The organism is Gillisia sp. JM1 (assembly GCF_000424645.1).
In the GTDB taxonomy this organism is placed as follows: domain Bacteria; phylum Bacteroidota; class Bacteroidia; order Flavobacteriales; family Flavobacteriaceae; genus Gillisia.
The window spans coordinates 1,586,637-1,605,379 of record NZ_KE384218.1 but is presented as its reverse complement, the minus strand read 5'-3'; the positions used below and the strand labels follow the sequence as shown (position 1 = coordinate 1,605,379).

Here is an 18,743-nt window from a genome sequence, read left to right as displayed (position 1 = left end):
GAATGACCTATTTTAGAAAAATCCTTGAATATGCGAGGCCATATAAGCGGTTCGCAGTTTTAAATATTGTTTGTAATATTTTTTATGCGCTTTTTAGCACGCTTTCTTTTATCGCACTAATTCCTGTTATTGATATTCTTTTTGATAAAAGCAAAAGAGTTGCTATAAAACCAAATTATGAAGGGTTTTCTAGTGCCAAAGACTATTTAGTAGACTACTTTAATTATCAGGTCACCCAACGAGTGATCGAGGATGAAGTTTCTGCATTGATTTTTATATGCGGAATTGTTGTTTTGCTTTTCTTTCTAAAAAATCTGTTTGGATACCTAGCGGCATTTTTCATTACATTTCTAAGAAATGGAGTACTCCGTGATGTTAGAAATGCTTTGTATAATAAAATCCTTCATTTGCCAATTTCTTATTTCTCAGAAAAGAAAAAAGGAGATACAATTTCCAGAATTACTGCCGATGTTAATGAAGTACAAACATCTTTCCTTTCCATTCTGGAACTAATAGTTAGAGAACCTCTAACTATTATCTTTACTATTATTGCTATGTTAATGATAAGCGCTAAGCTTACCATTTTCGTGTTTATTTTTCTACCTATCTCTGGATTTATAATTTCATTGATTGGGAAAAAATTAAAAAGTCAGTCTTTAAGAGCGCAGGAGGAAAATGGGAATTTCTTATCTATTGTAGAGGAAACTTTATCTAGTTTAAAAATTGTAAAGGGTTTTAATGCTGAAGATAAGTTTCAAAACAAATTTCAGGAATCTACCAATAAGCTAAATGATATTTTGAATAGTCTTGTTAATAGACAGAACTTAGCATCTCCAACCAGTGAATTTCTTGGGATCTTTGTAATTGTAATTATTCTATGGTTTGGTGGGAATATGGTTTTAATTGAAGAAAGCTTAAATCCAGCAGCTTTTATTGCATTTCTAGGTTTAGCATACAATATATTAACACCCGCAAAGCAAATTTCTAAAGCTACTTATTCGGTAAAAAAAGGAAATGCAGCTGCAGAAAGAATTATTGATGTTTTGGAAACCCCTTCAACTATTGTAGATTCTAAGAATGCAGTTATTGCAACCGACTTCAGATCTACGGTCCAAATCGAAAATATAGATTTTAAGTATGAAGATGAATTGGTCTTAAAGAATTTCAGCTTAAATGTTCCAAAAGGAAGTACTGTTGCTTTAGTGGGACAATCTGGTAGTGGAAAATCTACTATTGCGAATCTTGTTACACGCTTTTACGATGTGAACTCTGGAAGTATAAAAGTAGATGGAGTAGATATTCGTGAGATCACAAAGAGATCGCTACGAGATCTTATGGGGTTGGTGACTCAAGATTCTATTTTATTCAATGATTCTATAAGAGATAATGTGGCATTAGGAAAAACCAATGCTACAGAAGAGGAGATTATTGAAGCTTTAAAAATAGCAAACGCTTGGGAATTTGTAAAAGACTTACCTAAAGCCTTGGATACTAATATTGGAGATAGCGGAAATAAATTGAGTGGTGGCCAAAAGCAACGCCTTTCTATAGCCAGAGCCGTTCTTAAGAATCCACCTATCATGATCTTGGATGAAGCAACTTCAGCATTAGATACTGAGAGTGAAAAATTGGTTCAGAAAGCATTAGAAAATATGATGAAGAATCGAACTTCTATAGTAATAGCGCACAGGCTATCAACTATTCAGAATGCAGATCTAATTGTAGTAATGCAAAAAGGAGAGATCGTAGAGCAAGGTAAACATAGTGAATTACTCCTTAAAGATGGAACTTATAGGAGGCTAGTAGAAATGCAATCTTTCGAATAATTTTGGTCAGATGATCTAGAGGAAACTCTTGTTGTATATAGGAAAACACTTTGTTAATAAATACAAGATTATATATTAAATCTGCTTTTTTGGAATAAAAAAAAGGATGAAGTAGGTTCATCCTTTTTTTTAATAAGTCTCCACTTTGGGGAAATGAAAACTTAGGTTTAATTCAATTTATAATCTTTGGGGCAAAAAAAAGATTAAATAATATTAACACTTCAAAGATATAAGAATAATTAGCTTATCCAAATAAATTATGTATTTAATCTAAAATAAATGTATTTAATCGTCTATAAAACTTATTTTTCCTACAATATTCCTACAAAAATGTTTTTATAGAGGTTATTAAGTCTACATTTCTTAATACATTAATGTTAACTAATTTTAATATTTGAAACTAGAGGAAGGAATATTACTAAAAAGGCTCCAAGACCCCAAAACTCTTAAAAATGCTTTTGGGGAGTTATTTACGCTATATAATGAACGATTGTATTGGCATATAAGAAATATGGTAAAAGATCATGACGATACAGATGACATTCTTCAGAACACTTTTATTAAGATCTTTAAGAATATCCATAGTTTTAAAGGGGACAGTAAACTCTATTCGTGGATGTACCGTATTGCAACTAATGAATCTCTCACGTTTTTAAATAATAAGTCTAAACGGATTCATTTAAATTCAGAAGAACTTCAGAAGAATTTAATTGAAAATTTAGAAAGTGATATTTATTTTGAAGGAGATGAAATTCAGCTTAAACTTCAAAAAGCTATTGCAATTCTACCCGAAAAGCAACAATTAGTATTTAATATGAAATATTTTCAGGAATTAAAATATCGGGAAATGTCTGATATTTTGGGCACAAGTGAAGGTGCACTCAAGTCATCCTATCATATTGCCGTTAAAAAGATTGAAGAATATTTAAAATTGGATTAAACCTTGCTATGTATTAAGAGTCTAATAATTAGATGAAAATGGATTTAGAAAAATATAAAAACAAATCTGGTTTTAAGATCCCAAATAATTATATGGAGAATTTTGAAGCTAATTTATTTGAAAAACTGGAAATCTCTTCTAAAAATGACAAAGAGAGTAAATCTGGATTTCAAGTACCACAGGATTATTTTAGTACTTTAGAGAGCCGAATACTTTTTAAAGTAGCTTCGGATAGTTCAAAAGGGAAGATTATAAATTTATTTTCAAGGAAGAGATTATACTATGCCTCTGCAGTAGCCGCAATATTTATTGTGATGCTTAGTACATTTTTATTTAATTCTCCAGATAGCAATTCCATAAATACAATAGAATATGCAGCTTTGGAGGAATATATAAATGAAGAAGATTTAGATTATTACGATATTTCCAATCTTATTTATGAAGATGGATATATAATAGAAAGTTTGAATGCCTCCAATTTTAATGATGAAGCCATTTTCGATTATTTAAGCGAAAATGTTGAAGACTCAGGATTAATAATAGAATAATAAATGAAAAAAATTACACTAATAATTATACTTTTTATAAGCTTTTTTGGAGTTCAGGCCCAAGAAGGTAAAGACAAAGAAGAACACAGAGAACAAATAAAAGCTATGAAAGTAGCGTTTATAACTCAGGAGATGCAAATGGATGCAGCTCTGGCTCAAAAATTCTGGCCTATTTATAATAGGTATGAATGCAAAAAAAAGGATTTGCATAGAAGAGAGCATGATGAAATTAAAAATATTGAAACACTCTCTGAGCAAGAGGCCGAGAAATTGATCAAAGAATATCAGGAAATTGAGAACGAAGAATATCAAATAAAAAAAGCCTTGTTTTCAGATCTCAAAAAGATCATCTCAGCAAAAGAAATCATTAAACTTCAAAAGTTAGAGTCAGATTTTAATAAAAAACTTTGGAAGGAATATAGAGACCGCAAAGATGCAGAACGCAAACGAAATTAGATAGAATATAAAAATAAGTTTTGGTTGGTTAGTTAGAATTTCCGGGTCTCGCGATCCGGATTTTCGATTTTAGACTTATTTTCTAAACTTCAGTTTTGCAATTCTATTCTTTCCTGCTGCATAAGCCGTAGAATCATTAACAAAGCGAATTGTATAAAATCCATCTGAAGACAAATTATTCCAACTTTTTCCGGTATCCTTAGAATAGGATATCCCTGTAGAACCAACAGCAACCAATTCCTCTCCATTTTTACCCGGCACATATCTCACACTACTTTTATAATCAGGCTCCTGACCTATTGCAACTAATTTCCAGGTCTTTCCACCATCTTCAGTAACTGCTTTGTTAGCTAGATTTTCATCTGGTTTAGTATAATCCCCTCCTATAATGAAACCTTTATTCTCATCGTAAAAGTCTAAGCTGTATCCTCCTTGCGTAGCAGTGCCTTGAATAATTGGAGTTTCAAATACCTCCCATGTTTCTCCTTTATCTGGAGAGAAAAATATACGAGATCTCATTCCTCCAGATAAGATCCAGGTTTTATTACCTTGAATAGCAATATTGGAGTTACTGGCCGCAAATGCCGCTTCTCCTTCTGCAGAAGCTGGCAAATTCTCACATGAAATTTTACTCCAAGTTTTCCCTCCATCTCTGGTTAAAATTATAGAGAGACAATTATCTACGGGATCTCCCATAGCAATGCCTTCAGAATCATTCCAAAAAGCCATAGAATCATAAAACACTTTTTCATTCTCCTCTTTATATACTAATTCCATGCTTCCTGAATCTCCTGTTTTATACAATAAAGCAGGATTTCCAACACTTAACATAAAGAAATCTGAATTTGTACTAGACACCGCACGAAACTCTGGAGCAAGTGTATCATATCTCTGAATATTAGTTTTCCAGATTTTTTTCTGAGAATCGTACATCCCATACATACCATTGTTTGCAGCAAAAGCAATGTTATTTCCCATTAACTCAATAGCTCTGACACTAATGGAGTCTTCTAAAATTGTTTCAACCTCTACGGAAGTAAAAAAAGAAGGGGTAGATTTCTTCTCTTTAGAATTGCAACTAATAATTAATAACAGGCTGATAAGGTAGAATAGTTTCATCAATAAGAATTTGATTCAAATATAAAATAATCGACGTCAAAATTGAGTACCTTTGCCACCTTAAAATTAAACTATGCGTTTACACCGAAATTTAGTATTTGCAACCATCGATGCCTTATCAGACATCTTCAATGAAGGAAACTATGCCGATAAAGTTATTGAGAAAACACTAAAGCGCGACAAGCGTTGGGGTTCCCGTGATAGAAGTTTTATTGCAGAAACCGTTTACGAAATTGTACGTTGGAAACGATTATATACTGAAATTGCTGAAGTAAAAGCTCCATATTCCAGAGAGAATTTATTCAGAGTATTTGCTGTTTGGGCTACTTTGCGAGGGGTTACGCTACCAGATTGGAAACAAATTGAGCCTACTCCAAGCAGAAAGATCAAAGGAAAGTTTGATGAGCTTTCTAGAATTAGAAAGTATAGAGAATCTGTTCCAGATTGGATGGATGAATTGGGTGTGAAAGAATTAGGCGAAAAGGTATGGGAAAAAGAGATTCACGCATTAAATGAACAAGCTCCAGTTGTACTTAGAGTAAACACTTTAAATACTACAAGAGATAATTTAAGAAGTGTATTAAATGACGAAGGAATTAAAGCAGAGCCTGTTAAAGGATATCCTTATGCTTTACAACTGGAAGAACGATCGAATGTTTTTAGGACTGAAGCTTTTAAAAAGGGATTTTTCGAAGTTCAAGATGCGAATTCTCAATTAGTAGCAGAATTTTTAGATGTTAAACCAGGAATGAGAGTTGTTGATACCTGCGCAGGTGCAGGAGGGAAAACTCTTCATATTGCTGCTTTAATGGAAAATAAAGGGCAAATAATAGCGACTGATATTTATGAGAATAAATTAAAGGAACTAAAAAGAAGAGCAAAAAGAGCTCATGCGCACAATATCGATCCTAGATCTATAGAATCTACTAAGGTTATCAAAAAGCTTTATGGAACTGCAGACCGTGTACTTATTGATGCTCCTTGTAGCGGATTAGGTGTTCTAAGTAGAAACCCAGATGCTAAATGGAAACTTCAGCCAGAGTTTATTGAGAAAATCAAAAATACTCAAACCGAAATCTTAAATACTTATTCTAGAATTGTAAAGGATGGCGGGAAATTGGTATATGCAACCTGCTCTATTTTACCTTCAGAAAACCAAGGACAAGTAGAAAAGTTTCTTGCTAGTGAACATGGGAAAGATTTCAAATTGGTAAAAGACAAGAAATTATTATCATCAGAATCTGGATATGATGGTTTTTACATGGCACTTCTTCAGAAAAACTAAGGCCTAAGTAATGGGAATTAGGGTGTTATTTTTAATATTTTCCTTTCTAATCCTTTCAGGATGCAAATCTGAAAATAGAAATTCAGAAATTGCACTTGAGAATGTAGAAGAACTGAATATTCCTACTGAGCTTATTTCCTATTATAAAAATATAGATTTTAGTCTTCAAGGAAATGATCTAAAAGAAGAATTGGCAATTACTACTATTGCCAAGCACAGCCGATTTTTAGAATATTACGAAAGACATCAGTTTTTGTATTTGGCAGATGAAGATCCCTCGAATTCTAAAAATGTTTTATTGATCTACTCAGGAGAAAGTCGAGATAAAAGGGAATTTTATTCCAGCAGCAATAAACATCAACCTCAAACCTTCAATACAGAGCATATTTATCCTCGTTCCTATATAGATAATAATGCAGAAGCAGATCTTCATCATTTGAGAACTGCAGATATAAAAATTAATGCTCAAAGAAGGAACTATCACTTTACTTCTGGAAGCGGAAAATACAAATTGGTGTCTAATAATTCTTGGTATCCCGGAGAGGAATGGGTAGGAGATGTTTCCCGAATGATCTTTTATTTAAATTTAAGATATAACGAAGACTTTAAATCTGTTGGGAATATCGATCTTTTCTTGAAATGGAATGCACAAGATCCAATCTCTCCAATTGAAATTCAGCGAAACGAAATTATTTTCAAAGCTCAGGGAAACCGAAACCCATTTATCGACAATCCATATTTAGCATCATTAATTTGGGGTGGTCCCACGGCTGAAAATAGGTGGTGATCATGCTCAATAAATAAGGGTATATACTTTAACCTCTAATAGGTAAGCTTATCAACAATCTGTTGGTAATAATTTTATTTTAGGCTAACAATTCTATCTAAAAAAGTTATTTTTGCGCTTAAACAACAACACACAAAATAGCTTAGAATGATCCTATTCTTCGGAACCCAAACCTCAAAGGTTTATGCTGTGCAAACGCACTCTTCCCTTTCTGCCCAAAACATTTCAAAATTAGACTGGCTTTTTGGCGACGCTCAACTCCTAAACAAATCTGCACTGGCAGATTTTTTTGTTGGTCCCCGCGCCGCTATGGTGTCTCCTTGGAGTACCAATGCAGTAGAAATCACCCAAACTATGGGGATTCCCGGAATAATTAGAATTGAAGAGTTTTTAAAAGTAGACGCTCATTTTCATGATTTCGATCCTATGCTTTCTCAAAAATTTGAAGGTTTAGATCAGGAGATATTTACAGTAAACACAAAACCACAAGCGGTTTTGGAAATTAAAGATGTCCATGCTTTTAATAAACAGGAAGGCTTAGCTCTTAACGAGGAAGAAGTAAAATATTTAGTAGAATTATCTGCTAAACTTGAAAGGCCATTAACAGATTCTGAAGTGTTCGGATTCTCACAGGTAAATTCAGAACATTGCCGTCATAAGATCTTTAATGGAACATTTGTGATAGATGGAAAAGAGAAACCTTTTTCTCTTTTCAAAATGATCAGAAAGACTTCAGAAGTGAATCCTAATGATATCGTTTCGGCATATAAAGATAATGTAGCCTTTGTAAAAGGACCAAGAGTGGAGCAATTTGCACCAAAAACTCCAGATAAACCAGATTTTTATCAAAATACAGATTTTGATTCTGTTATATCCATAAAAGCTGAAACGCATAATTTCCCAACAACTGTGGAGCCTTTTAATGGTGCTGCTACAGGAAGCGGTGGAGAAATAAGAGATAGATTGGCTGGTGGTAAAGGATCTCTTCCTTTAGCCGGAACTGCAGTTTATATGACCTCTTACTCTCGTTTGGATGAAACCAAAGAATGGGAAAAAGCCACTGAAGAACGTAAATGGTTGTATCAAACTCCAATGGATATTCTTATAAAAGCTTCCAACGGAGCTTCAGATTTTGGGAATAAGTTCGGGCAGCCCTTAATTACAGGATCCGTCCTAACTTTTGAGCATTCAGAGCATAATCGCTTTTTAGGATATGATAAAGTGATCATGCTTGCTGGTGGGATTGGTTACGGGAAAGCAGATCAGGCAATTAAAGATGTGCCTAAAAAAGGTGATAAAATTGTTGTGCTTGGTGGTGATAATTACCGAATTGGAATGGGTGGTGCCGCTGTTTCTTCCGCAGATACCGGAGAATTTAGCAGTGGGATAGAACTAAATGCTGTACAACGTGCCAATCCAGAAATGCAAAAACGTGCTGCCAATGCCATAAGAGGTATGGTAGAAAGTGAAACAAACCCTATAGTTTCTATCCATGATCATGGTGCAGGTGGACACCTGAACTGTTTGAGTGAACTGGTTGAAGAAACCGGTGGAAATATAGATCTGGATAAATTACCGGTTGGAGACCCTACTCTTTCAGCTAAAGAAATTATTGGGAATGAGTCTCAGGAAAGAATGGGCTTGATTATTCCTGAAAAAGATATGGATGTCTTAAAACGTGTTTCTGAACGGGAAAGAGCTCCAATGTATGATGTAGGTGAAGTTACTGAAGATCATAATTTTATCTTTAAAAGTAAGACCACCGGAGAGAAACCGATGGATCTTAAAATGGAAGATATGTTTGGAAGTTCTCCAAAGACGATCATGACAGATAAAACTGTGCATAGAAAGTATAAGGAACTAAGTTATTCTCAAGATAAAATTCATAATTATTTAGAGCAGGTGCTTCAACTAGAAGCTGTTGCATGTAAAGATTGGTTAACAAACAAAGTAGATAGATGTGTAACTGGTAGGGTTGCAAAACAGCAAACTGCAGGAGCATTGCAATTACCACTTAATAACTGTGGGGTAATGGCACTAGATTATAATGGAAAAGAAGGTGTTGCAACCTCTTTAGGGCACTCCCCTATTTCTGCTTTGATAGATCCTGTGGCAGGTTCCAGAAATTCTATTGCAGAAGCGCTAACCAATATTATTTGGGCACCAATGGAACAGGGATTAAAATCTGTTTCCTTATCTGCAAACTGGATGTGGCCTTGTAATAATGAAGGAGAAGATGCCAGACTTTATGAAGCTGTTCAAGGGGTTTCAGATTTTGCCATAGAATTAGGCATAAATGTGCCAACAGGTAAGGATTCCTTATCTATGAAGCAAAAATATAATGACGACGGTAGTGAGGTGATCTCTCCGGGAACTGTTATTATTTCTGCTGCGGGACATTGTAAGGATATAACCAAAGTTGTAGAACCTGTTCTGCAGCCAGAAGGCGATATCTATTACATCAATATTTCCCAAGATACATTTAAATTGGGCGGAAGTTCTTTTGCTCAAACTCATAATAAAATTGGAACAGAAGTTCCTACTATAAAAAGTTCAGAGAATTTTGTAAATACCTTTAATACGCTTCAAAATTTAATTTCTGAAGGTAAAATTCTCGCAGGGCATGATGTTGCTTCGGGTGGTTTGATTACTACTTTATTAGAAATGTGTTTTTCTGAAATTAACAGAGGTGCTAAATTAGATCTCTCGTCACTTAATGAAGAAGATTCGGTTAAGTTACTTTTTAATGAGAACTGCGGAATTGTTTTTCAAGCAAAGGATGCTTCAGTTGAAGCAGTTTTAAATGAAAATAATATTGAATTTCATAAAATCGGAAACCCTACTGAAGGAAATATAGTTTCAGTAGTTAATGGAAGCGATTCTTTTGATTTTGATATTCCTACATATAGAGACGTTTGGTATAAAACTTCTTTTATGCTAGATAGAAAACAAAGTGGAATAGATCATGCAACGCGACGTTTCAATAATTATAAGAATCAGCCATTAGAATTTAAGTTTCCAGAGAATTTCACTGGAAAACTTCCTGTTATTCCTGAAGGAAAACCAAGAATAAAGGCTGCCATAATTCGCGAAAAAGGATCTAATAGTGAACGGGAAATGGCTCGTGCGATGTATTTGGCAGGTTTTGATGTAAAAGATGTACACATGACCGATCTAATTTCGGGACGGGAGAATTTGGAAGAAATTCAATTTATTGCCGCCGTTGGTGGCTTCTCAAATTCAGATGTATTAGGAAGCGCTAAAGGTTGGGCCGGAGCATTTTTATATAATGAAAAAGCAAAAGCTGCCTTAGATAATTTTTTCAAAAGAGAGGACACCTTATCGCTAGGAGTGTGTAATGGGTGCCAATTGTTTATAGAATTAGGACTTATAAATCCTGATCATGAGCAGAAACCAAAAATGCTTCATAACAGATCTCATAAATTCGAATGTAATTTTACTTCCGTAGAAATTCAAGAGAACAATTCAGTCATGCTTTCTAGTCTGGCTGGAAGTAAATTAGGGATTTGGTCTGCTCACGGGGAAGGAAAATTCAGTTTCCCTTATGAAGAGAGTAAATACAGTATTGTTGGTAAATATGGATATGAGGAATATCCAGCAAATCCAAATGGTTCACATTTTAATACTGCAATGCTCACCGACATTACGGGAAGGCATTTAGTAATGATGCCTCACTTGGAGAGATCTACTTTTTCTTGGAATTGGGCTTACTATCCAAAAGATAGAAAAGATGAGGTAACTCCTTGGTTAGAAGGATTTGTGAATGCCAGAGAGTGGCTTGTAGAAAAAAAATAAAAGTAAAGCCGAAGAATAAAATCTTCGGCTTTTTTTAATCCCTCAAAGAGAGTTCAATTTCCAAGGCATCCTTAAATAATTAAAAGTATTTTTCACTTTATACCTTGTGGATAATTCAAGATTTTTGATTTAACAATCTGCTCATCAGATTTATTTACCTGGAAATTTTTCGAAAATGTCATTTACCATTTGTCCGATAGCGCCCGGGGATGTTTGATCATATATGGCATCTGTTGCTACTCCTTTCCAGACGGTGTTTTTTGTTTTACGATCTATAAGATTAATAACAAGAGTTCCTTCTTTATAAGAATAGGTATCGGTATCGTAACCAATTACATTGTTATAACCTCCGTAACCATAATAATAATTTGAACCGTAATAAGGGCTTATAGATGTTACGCCTCTGGTATATGGATAAGTAGCATACACAGGATCTGTGGTGGTTCCAACTTCTCTATCTGTAGCTGTACTTAACAATATAAGCAAATCAGGGTTGCTCCTCTCAAGTTCAAATCCATTTTGAGTTAAGTTTGTTTTTACAGCTTCCACTATTCCTGTGTTGATGTTCTCATCATTATACATATCTCCTTCAACCTCAGCATTTGTATTGGGCAAATAGGCAAAAGTATTATAATTGCTCAAATTTGTTCCTTCCGGATTCGTTGTCGTTACCCTCGGCCCGCAACTGAAAATGAGTATTAGAATTGAAAAAAGTAAAATTGTTTTGATGGTTTTCATAGTTTTAATTTTTATTTTTAATTCTACCTAAAATAAAAAAAATACTAACTAAAAGATTAATATTTAACACTTTATGATTCTTTTAACTTTGGTTTCGGAATTTTAATAAAAGTTGGGAATTAAAACCTGAGAGCAATTATTTACTTAAAATTACTTACTAATCTTATTTATCAGGAAAACCGATAATTTGCTAATTAGATACAGTATATACTATGTAGAATACAAAATAATAGGAGTCACTCTTAAAATTTTAAGAATTATTAAATAATAATAATTTCTTTTTATTCAAAATAGATTTGATATAGACGTGCATTTTAGTATTTTGCAATGAAAATATTATCCAACCACATGATCGAAATTAAACGACTATTTGATTTTCCTTACTTTCAATTAGAAAATCATCCCTTAGAGAAAGCATTAGTTACTAAATATAACGGTAAATGGGAATCCCTAAGTACTCAACAATACATAGATAAAGCCAATGCTGTAAGTAGAGGTTTATTACGCCTAGGCGTAAAACCCAACGATAAAATAGCTATTATCTCCTCTAGCAATAGAACAGAGTGGCATATTATGGATATTGGGATCCTACAAATAGGAGCTCAAAACGTGCCTATTTATCCAACAATTTCTCAGGAAGATTATGAATATGTTTTAAACCATAGTGGTGCAACCTACTGTTTTGTATCAGATAAAGAAGTGCTTGATAAGGTAAATGCAATTAAACATAATACTCAGCTAAAGGAAGTTTATTGTTTTGACAAAATAGATACCTGTAAAAACTGGACAGAAATTGTTGTGCAGGGTAAAGATGAAAGCAATCAACAAGAAGTAGATACTCTTAAAGATGCGGTTTCAGAAGATGATCTTGCAACTTTAATTTATACTTCCGGGACCACAGGAAGACCTAAAGGAGTTATGCTTTCTCACAAGAATATAGTAAGTGATGTTTTAAATAGTGCACATCGTGTGCCTTTTGAAACTGGAAAATATGTAGGATTAAGTTTCTTGCCTATTTGCCATATTTTCGAGAGAATGATCTCTTACCTCTATCAGTACTATAGTGTTTCTATATATTTTGCTGAATCTATAGAAAAAATAAGTGACAATCTTAAGGAAGTACAACCACATGTAATAACTGCTGTACCAAGACTACTTGAAAAAGTATACGATAAAATTATTGCAAAAGGAACTGCATTAGGTGGAGTTAAACAAAAATTATTTTATTGGGCAGTAGAATTAGGTTTACAATACGAACCTTACGGTGCGAATGGCTGGTGGTATGAAACACGACTAAGCCTTGCTAGAAAATTGATATTTTCTAAATGGAAAGAAGGTCTTGGAGGAAATATAGAATTAATAGTCTCTGGTAGTGCGGCTTTACAACCTAGGCTAACTAGGGTATTCGCTGCTGCTGGAATCCCGGTAATGGAAGGCTATGGATTAACAGAAACTTCTCCTGTTGTAGCAGTGAATGATGAACGTAATGGCGGATTCAAAATTGGTACTGTAGGTAGAGTGATAGATAATGTAGAGGTAAAGATCGCTGAGGATGGGGAAATCTTAACAAAAGGGCCCAATTTAATGATGGGATACTTTAAGGATAAAGAAAAAACAGATGAGGCCATAAATTCTGAGGGTTGGTTCCATACTGGAGATATAGGTAAAATTGATTCAGAAGGTTTTTTGAAAATTACCGATAGAAAAAAGGAAATGTTCAAAACTTCCGGTGGTAAATATGTAGCTCCACAGTTAATTGAGAATACCATGAAGCAATCTCGCTTTATAGAACAGATCATGGTTATTGGTGAAGGCGAAAAAATGCCTGCAGCATTAATTCAACCAAACTTTGAGTTCGTGGAGGAATGGGCAAACCGTAAAAATCTTGACATTGGGAAATCTAACGAAGAGATTGTTAAAAACCAAGATGTCAAAGCACGAATTCAGGAAGAAGTAGATTTCTATAATGAAAAATTTGGTAGTTGGGAGAAGATCAAGAAGTTCGAACTTACTCCTGAGGTATGGAGTATAGAAAATGATCAACTTACCCCTACAATGAAATTAAAAAGAAGAAATATTAAAGAAAGATATATGGATTTATACAATTCTATCTACGAAAGGTAGATTAGCACCTATATCATTAAGTTATTGTTAAACTCTCCTATTTAGGGGAGTTTTTTTATGTATTTAGAGTAAATTTAAGCTGTTTATTAAATAGATGAAAAAAAATAGCTATTTATTATGCATGCATAATAAATTTTATTAACTTTGGATTCATTCTAATATAAACATGAAGGAAAAAACCATTGATTACGTTTTGCGGGCAACTTGGATGGCCGTTTCAAAAATGTATAATGAAGAAGCCGGAAAAGCTGGAAGCACAATGGCTACAGGTTTTGCCCTCTTAAGTATAGATCCAGAAAAAGGAACCCCCTCTACCTCACTAGGCCCAAAAATGGGTATGGAAGCAACTAGTTTATCCCGAATTTTAAAATCGATGGAAGAAAAAGGACTAATAATCCGTAAAAAAAATCCAAACGATGGTAGAAGCGTCTTGCTCCACCTTACCACTTTCGGAAAAGAAATGAGAGAATTCTCTAAAGGGGTAGTTTTAAAGTTTGATGAAGCTGTAAAGGAAAATGTGAGTGAAGAAGATCTTAAAACCTTTATAAAAGTAGCCAATTCTATATCAGATCTAATTTCTAATAAGAAAATCTATAAAAAAGAGATAAGTTTAAAATAATTATAACAAAAGATAAATTACAGGAATTACCTGAAATTTATTTTAATTAAAATTTTAATATGAAAAGAAGAATTAATAAAGTTGCAATCGTAGGTTCCGGAATCATGGGAAGCGGGATTGCATGTCATTTCGCAAATATTGGCGTAGAAGTATTGCTATTAGACATCGTTCCTCGTGAACTTACAGATAAAGAAAAAAGCAAAGGCTTAACTTTAGAGGATAAAGTAGTTAGAAACAGACTTGTGAACGATTCTTTACAGGCCTCATTAAAATCTAAGCCTTCTCCTATATATAGTCAATCCTTTGCTAGTAGAATTAACACTGGAAATCTGGAGGATGATATTGCTAAAGTTTCAGAAGTAGACTGGATCATAGAAGTTGTTGTAGAAAGACTGGATATTAAAAAGAAGGTTTTTGAACAATTAGACAATCATCGTAAAAAAGGAACTTTAATTTCTTCCAATACCTCAGGTATTCCAATAAAATTAATGAGTGAAGGACGAAGCGAAGATTTCCAGAAACATTTCTGTGGAACTCACTTCTTTAATCCGGTGCGATATTTAAGATTATTTGAAATTATTCCTGGTCCGGAAACTTCGGAAGAAGTATTAGATTTCATGAATGAATATGGAGAGAAATTTCTAGGAAAAAAATCTGTTGTAGCTAAAGATACTGCAGCTTTTATTGGGAACCGAATAGGGATCTTCAGTATTATGAGTCTTTTCCACATGGTTGAGGAATCAGGTATGACGATTGAAGAAGTGGATAAACTAACAGGCCCCGTTATCGGAAGACCTAAATCTGCAACTTTTAGAACGGTAGATGTTGTTGGTTTAGACACCTTGGTTCATGTTGCAAATGGGCTGCATGAAGGTGTTCCAAATGATGAAAAACACGATCTTTTTGCCTTACCAAACTATATTGACTCTATGATGGAGAAAAAATGGTTGGGAAGCAAAAGTGGCCAAGGATTTTACAAAAAAATTAAGGGGGATGATGGTTCTAGCGAGATCCTTTCATTAGACCTTGAGACTCTTGAATATAGAGCCGCTAAAAAAGCATCTTTCGCAACTCTGGAACAAACTAAATCTATAGACAATGTTGAAGACAGATTCAAAGTATTAGTTGGTGGAAAAGATAAAGCCGGAGAATTTTACCGTAAGAATTTCTCTGCTCTTTTCGCGTATGTTTCTAACAGAATTCCAGAAATAACAGATGAGCTTTATAAAGTAGATGATGCCATGAAAGCTGGTTTTGGTTGGCAACATGGCCCTTTCCAAATATGGGATGCTGTAGGTGTAGAAAAAGGAATTGAGATGATGAAGGCAGAAGGTGAAGAACCAGCTGCGTGGGTAAAAGAAATGTTAGAATCTGGTAGTAAGAGTTTCTATACTGTTAAAGAAGGAAACACTTATTATTATGATATCCCGAAGAAAGAACAAGTAAAAGTACCTGGACAGGATGCATTTATCATCCTCGATAATATAAGAGAGTCCAAAGAAATATTTAAAAACAGCGGAGTTGTAGTTGAAGATCTTGGTGACGGAATTTTGAATGTAGAATTCAGAAGTAAAATGAATTCTATTGGTGGTGATGTCCTAGATGGCTTAAACAAAGCATTAGATATTGCTGAAAAGGACTATCAAGGATTGGTAGTTGCTAATAATGGAGCTAATTTCTCTGTTGGAGCAAACATCGGAATGATATTTATGATGGCTGTAGAGCAGGAATATGATGAGCTTAACATGGCTATTAAATATTTCCAAGACACTATGATGAGAATGCGCTATTCAGGAATTCCAACCGTTGCGGCTCCTCATGCTATGTCCTTGGGTGGTGGATGTGAATTATCATTACATGCAGATAAAGTAGTTGCAGCAGCAGAAACTTATATTGGATTGGTAGAATTTGGTGTAGGTGTTATTCCAGGTGGTGGTGGTTCCAAAGAGATGACTCTTAGAGCTTCAGACACATACCATAAAGATGATGTAGAATTGAACAGATTAAGAGAAAACTTTTTAACCATTGCAATGGCTAAAGTTTCAACTTCTGCTTACGAAGCTTTCGATACAAATATTCTTCAGAAAGGAAAAGATATAGTGGTAGTGAATCCAGACAGACAGTTAGTTATTGCGAAGAAGCATGCGTTAATAATGGCTGAGACAGGTTATACACAACCAATTGAGAGAACAGATATTAAAGTTTTAGGGAAACAAGCACTGGGAACTTTCTATGTGGGAACTGACCAAATGTATGCTGGAAAGTATATAAGTGAACATGATAAGAAAATCGCTAATAAATTGGCCTATGTAATGGCTGGTGGAGATCTATCTGATGCTAATTATGTAAGCGAACAATATTTATTAGATCTAGAACGTGAAGCATTCCTTTCTCTTACGGGAGAGCGCAAAACTTTAGAGCGTTTAGAACACATGATTAAAAAAGGGAAGCCACTTAGAAACTAGATGTGAGTAGTGAGTAGTGAGTAATGAGATATTTTAGAGTAAATGCATAAAATTGAAGACTTGAAAATCTGGAAAAAATCAATGGAATTGACTAAATCAGTTTATAAAATTTGTACTGAATTACCTTCCGATGAACGATTCGGACTTATATCTCAGATAAAGAGATGTGCGGTTTCAATCCCTTCAAATATTGCTGAAGGTGCTGGAAGAAATTCAAAAAAAGAATTCGCTCACTTTCTATCTATTGCCAATGGTTCTTCCTATGAATTACAAACTCAGCTAATGCTTTCAATGGAACTTAAATTAATTTCAGAAGAAAAAATAAAACCAATACTTGAAAATATTATTGAGATACAAAAAATGAATTACGGATTTCAAAAATCTTTATAAAATCTCAATTCTAAGTACTAAAATCTAAATACTAATAAAATGAAAACAGCATATATAGTAAAAGCATACAGAACAGCAGTAGGAAAAGCACCTCGTGGGGTATTCAGATTTAAAAGACCAGATGAGCTAGCTGCTGAAACCATCCAGTACATGATGGAAAAACTTCCAAATTTTGATGTCGATAGAATAGACGACGTTATTGTTGGAAATGCAATGCCAGAAGCAGAACAAGGTTTAAACGTTGGTAGATTGATCTCTTTAATGGGATTGGATACTGTAAAGGTTCCCGGAGTAACTGTAAATAGATATTGTGCTTCTGGATTAGAAACTATCGCAATAGCATCTGCAAAGATCCAAGCAGGAATGGCAGATTGTATTATTGCGGGTGGAGCAGAAAGTATGAGTTATATCCCAATGGGTGGTTATAAGCCAGTTCCAGATTATAAGCTTGCAGCACAGGGCCATGAAGATTATTATTGGGGAATGGGTCTTACTGCAGAAGCAGTTGCAAATGATTATAAAGTAAGCAGAGAAGATCAAGATGAATTTGCATTCAACTCTCACCAAAAATCTTTGAAGGCTTTAAAGGAAGATAGGTTTCAGGATCAAATAGTTCCAATTAAAGTTGATGAAACTTATGTGGATGAGAATGGAAAAAAACAAACCAGATCCTATACAGTAAATAAAGATGAAGGACCAAGAGAAGGAACCTCTAAGGAAATTCTTGCCAAATTAAGACCTGTTTTTGCTGAGGGTGGAAGCGTAACAGCTGGGAACTCATCTCAAATGAGTGACGGTGCAGCATTTGCATTGATCATGAGTGAAGAAATGGTAAAAGAATTAAATCTGGAACCTATTGCAAGACTAGTAAGTTATACCGCTGTTGGGATTGAGCCAAGAATTATGGGCGTTGCTCCTATTACTGCTATTCCTAAAGCATTAAAACAAGCCGGACTTCAACAAAAAGATCTTGAACTAATTGAATTGAACGAAGCTTTTGCTTCTCAATCTTTAGCAGTAGTTAGAACTTTAGGATTAGATCCAGATAGAGTTAATGTAAATGGTGGAGCTATTTCTATGGGACACCCATTAGGCTGTACCGGTGCAAAACTATCTGTTCAATTATTCGATGAAATGCGCAAACGTGATCTTAAGAATAAATATGGAATGGTAACTATGTGTGTTGGCACAGGACAAGGAGCTGCCGGAGTTTACGAATTTCTATCATAAATTTTAATATTAGATAAAAGGTTAGAAACAAGAATCAGGAAACAAGACCATGCAAAGGCACAATTTCAAAAAATTGAGGATTTGGCAGGATAGTATGAGTCTAGTTAAAGAAACATATTCTTTAACTAAAGGTTTTCCGGATTATGAAAAATTCAGTTTAGTCACGCAGTTAATAAGGTGTGCTGTTTCTATGCCCTCTAATATAGCAGAAGGAACTAGTAAAAGTACCTCAAAGCATTTTATAACATTTTTAGAAATTAGTTTAGGCTCTGCATTCGAATGGGAAACACAATTAATAATCGCATATAATGAAAAATATTTCAGAAGATAAATTTTTGGAATTAGAAAATAAAGTTCAACAAATACAAAAAATGATATCAGGATTTATAGATGGACTTAA

15 protein-coding genes are annotated in these 18,743 nt (G+C 34.2%); 13 read left to right on the top strand and 2 right to left on the bottom strand.

The features are described from left to right. The first annotated feature begins 2 nt into the window (after window positions 1-2). The 4 genes from H033_RS0110330 to H033_RS0110315 all read left to right on the top strand — a co-directional run bounded on the left by H033_RS0110330 (window position 3) and on the right by H033_RS0110315 (window position 3,770). A complete protein-coding gene (locus H033_RS0110330; RefSeq protein ID WP_026838257.1) occupies window positions 3-1,826 on the top strand; it encodes an ABC transporter ATP-binding protein in 1,824 nt (607 codons plus the stop codon). Window positions 1,827-2,220: 394 nt separating this feature from the next. After that, the gene (locus H033_RS0110325; protein ID WP_026838256.1) at window positions 2,221-2,766 is read left to right on the top strand and encodes an RNA polymerase sigma factor; all 546 of its coding nucleotides are present in this window, start codon (window positions 2,221-2,223) and stop codon (window positions 2,764-2,766) included. Window positions 2,767-2,804: 38 nt separating this feature from the next. Further along, window positions 2,805-3,314 (top strand): hypothetical protein, encoded by a 510-nt coding sequence (locus tag H033_RS0110320; protein ID WP_155827776.1) that lies wholly within the window; start codon window positions 2,805-2,807, stop codon window positions 3,312-3,314. 3 nt (window positions 3,315-3,317) lie between these two features. Next, on the top strand, window positions 3,318-3,770 hold the full coding sequence (locus tag H033_RS0110315) for a hypothetical protein (protein ID WP_026838254.1): 453 nt from the start codon (window positions 3,318-3,320) through the stop codon (window positions 3,768-3,770). A gap of 75 nt (window positions 3,771-3,845) precedes the next feature. On the opposite strand, the gene H033_RS0110310 is transcribed toward H033_RS0110315, so the two are convergent. Continuing rightward, window positions 3,846-4,889 (bottom strand): WD40/YVTN/BNR-like repeat-containing protein, encoded by a 1,044-nt coding sequence (locus H033_RS0110310; protein WP_026838253.1) that lies wholly within the window; start codon window positions 4,887-4,889, stop codon window positions 3,846-3,848. Between the two features lie 73 nt (window positions 4,890-4,962). On the opposite strand from H033_RS0110310, the gene H033_RS0110305 reads away from it, so the two are divergent. The 3 genes from H033_RS0110305 to purL all read left to right on the top strand — a co-directional run bounded on the left by H033_RS0110305 (window position 4,963) and on the right by purL (window position 10,777). Then, window positions 4,963-6,174 carry an RsmB/NOP family class I SAM-dependent RNA methyltransferase gene (locus tag H033_RS0110305; protein ID WP_026838252.1) on the top strand — a complete coding sequence of 404 codons (1,212 nt, stop codon included), beginning with the start codon at window positions 4,963-4,965 and terminating at the stop codon, window positions 6,172-6,174. A gap of 10 nt (window positions 6,175-6,184) precedes the next feature. After that, window positions 6,185-6,961 carry an endonuclease I family protein gene (locus tag H033_RS0110300; protein WP_034886185.1) on the top strand — a complete coding sequence of 259 codons (777 nt, stop codon included), beginning with the start codon at window positions 6,185-6,187 and terminating at the stop codon, window positions 6,959-6,961. A gap of 147 nt (window positions 6,962-7,108) precedes the next feature. Then, a complete protein-coding gene (purL, locus tag H033_RS0110295; protein WP_026838250.1) occupies window positions 7,109-10,777 on the top strand; it encodes a phosphoribosylformylglycinamidine synthase in 3,669 nt (1,222 codons plus the stop codon). 150 nt (window positions 10,778-10,927) lie between these two features. Here purL and H033_RS20985 read toward each other — a convergent pair whose 3' ends face one another. Continuing rightward, window positions 10,928-11,515, bottom strand: a complete 588-nt coding sequence (locus tag H033_RS20985; RefSeq protein ID WP_026838249.1) for a DUF4136 domain-containing protein — start codon at window positions 11,513-11,515, stop codon at window positions 10,928-10,930. Between the two features lie 348 nt (window positions 11,516-11,863). On the opposite strand from H033_RS20985, the gene H033_RS0110285 reads away from it, so the two are divergent. The 6 genes from H033_RS0110285 (at window position 11,864) to H033_RS19985 (ending at window position 18,674) form a co-directional block, all read left to right on the top strand. Further along, window positions 11,864-13,639 carry an AMP-dependent synthetase/ligase gene (locus tag H033_RS0110285; RefSeq protein WP_026838248.1) on the top strand — a complete coding sequence of 592 codons (1,776 nt, stop codon included), beginning with the start codon at window positions 11,864-11,866 and terminating at the stop codon, window positions 13,637-13,639. 166 nt (window positions 13,640-13,805) lie between these two features. Next, on the top strand, window positions 13,806-14,258 hold the full coding sequence (locus H033_RS0110280; RefSeq protein WP_026838247.1) for a MarR family winged helix-turn-helix transcriptional regulator: 453 nt from the start codon (window positions 13,806-13,808) through the stop codon (window positions 14,256-14,258). Window positions 14,259-14,317: 59 nt separating this feature from the next. Continuing rightward, window positions 14,318-16,723: a 3-hydroxyacyl-CoA dehydrogenase/enoyl-CoA hydratase family protein gene (locus tag H033_RS0110275; RefSeq protein ID WP_026838246.1), complete on the top strand. Its 2,406-nt coding sequence runs from the start codon at window positions 14,318-14,320 to the stop codon at window positions 16,721-16,723. Window positions 16,724-16,765: 42 nt separating this feature from the next. Next, on the top strand, window positions 16,766-17,113 hold the full coding sequence (locus H033_RS0110270; RefSeq protein WP_026838245.1) for a four helix bundle protein: 348 nt from the start codon (window positions 16,766-16,768) through the stop codon (window positions 17,111-17,113). Between the two features lie 39 nt (window positions 17,114-17,152). Continuing rightward, window positions 17,153-18,343 carry an acetyl-CoA C-acyltransferase gene (locus H033_RS0110265; protein WP_026838244.1) on the top strand — a complete coding sequence of 397 codons (1,191 nt, stop codon included), beginning with the start codon at window positions 17,153-17,155 and terminating at the stop codon, window positions 18,341-18,343. Between the two features lie 49 nt (window positions 18,344-18,392). Continuing rightward, window positions 18,393-18,674, top strand: a complete 282-nt coding sequence (locus H033_RS19985) for a four helix bundle protein (RefSeq protein ID WP_316928637.1) — start codon at window positions 18,393-18,395, stop codon at window positions 18,672-18,674. Window positions 18,675-18,743 lie beyond the last annotated feature (69 nt).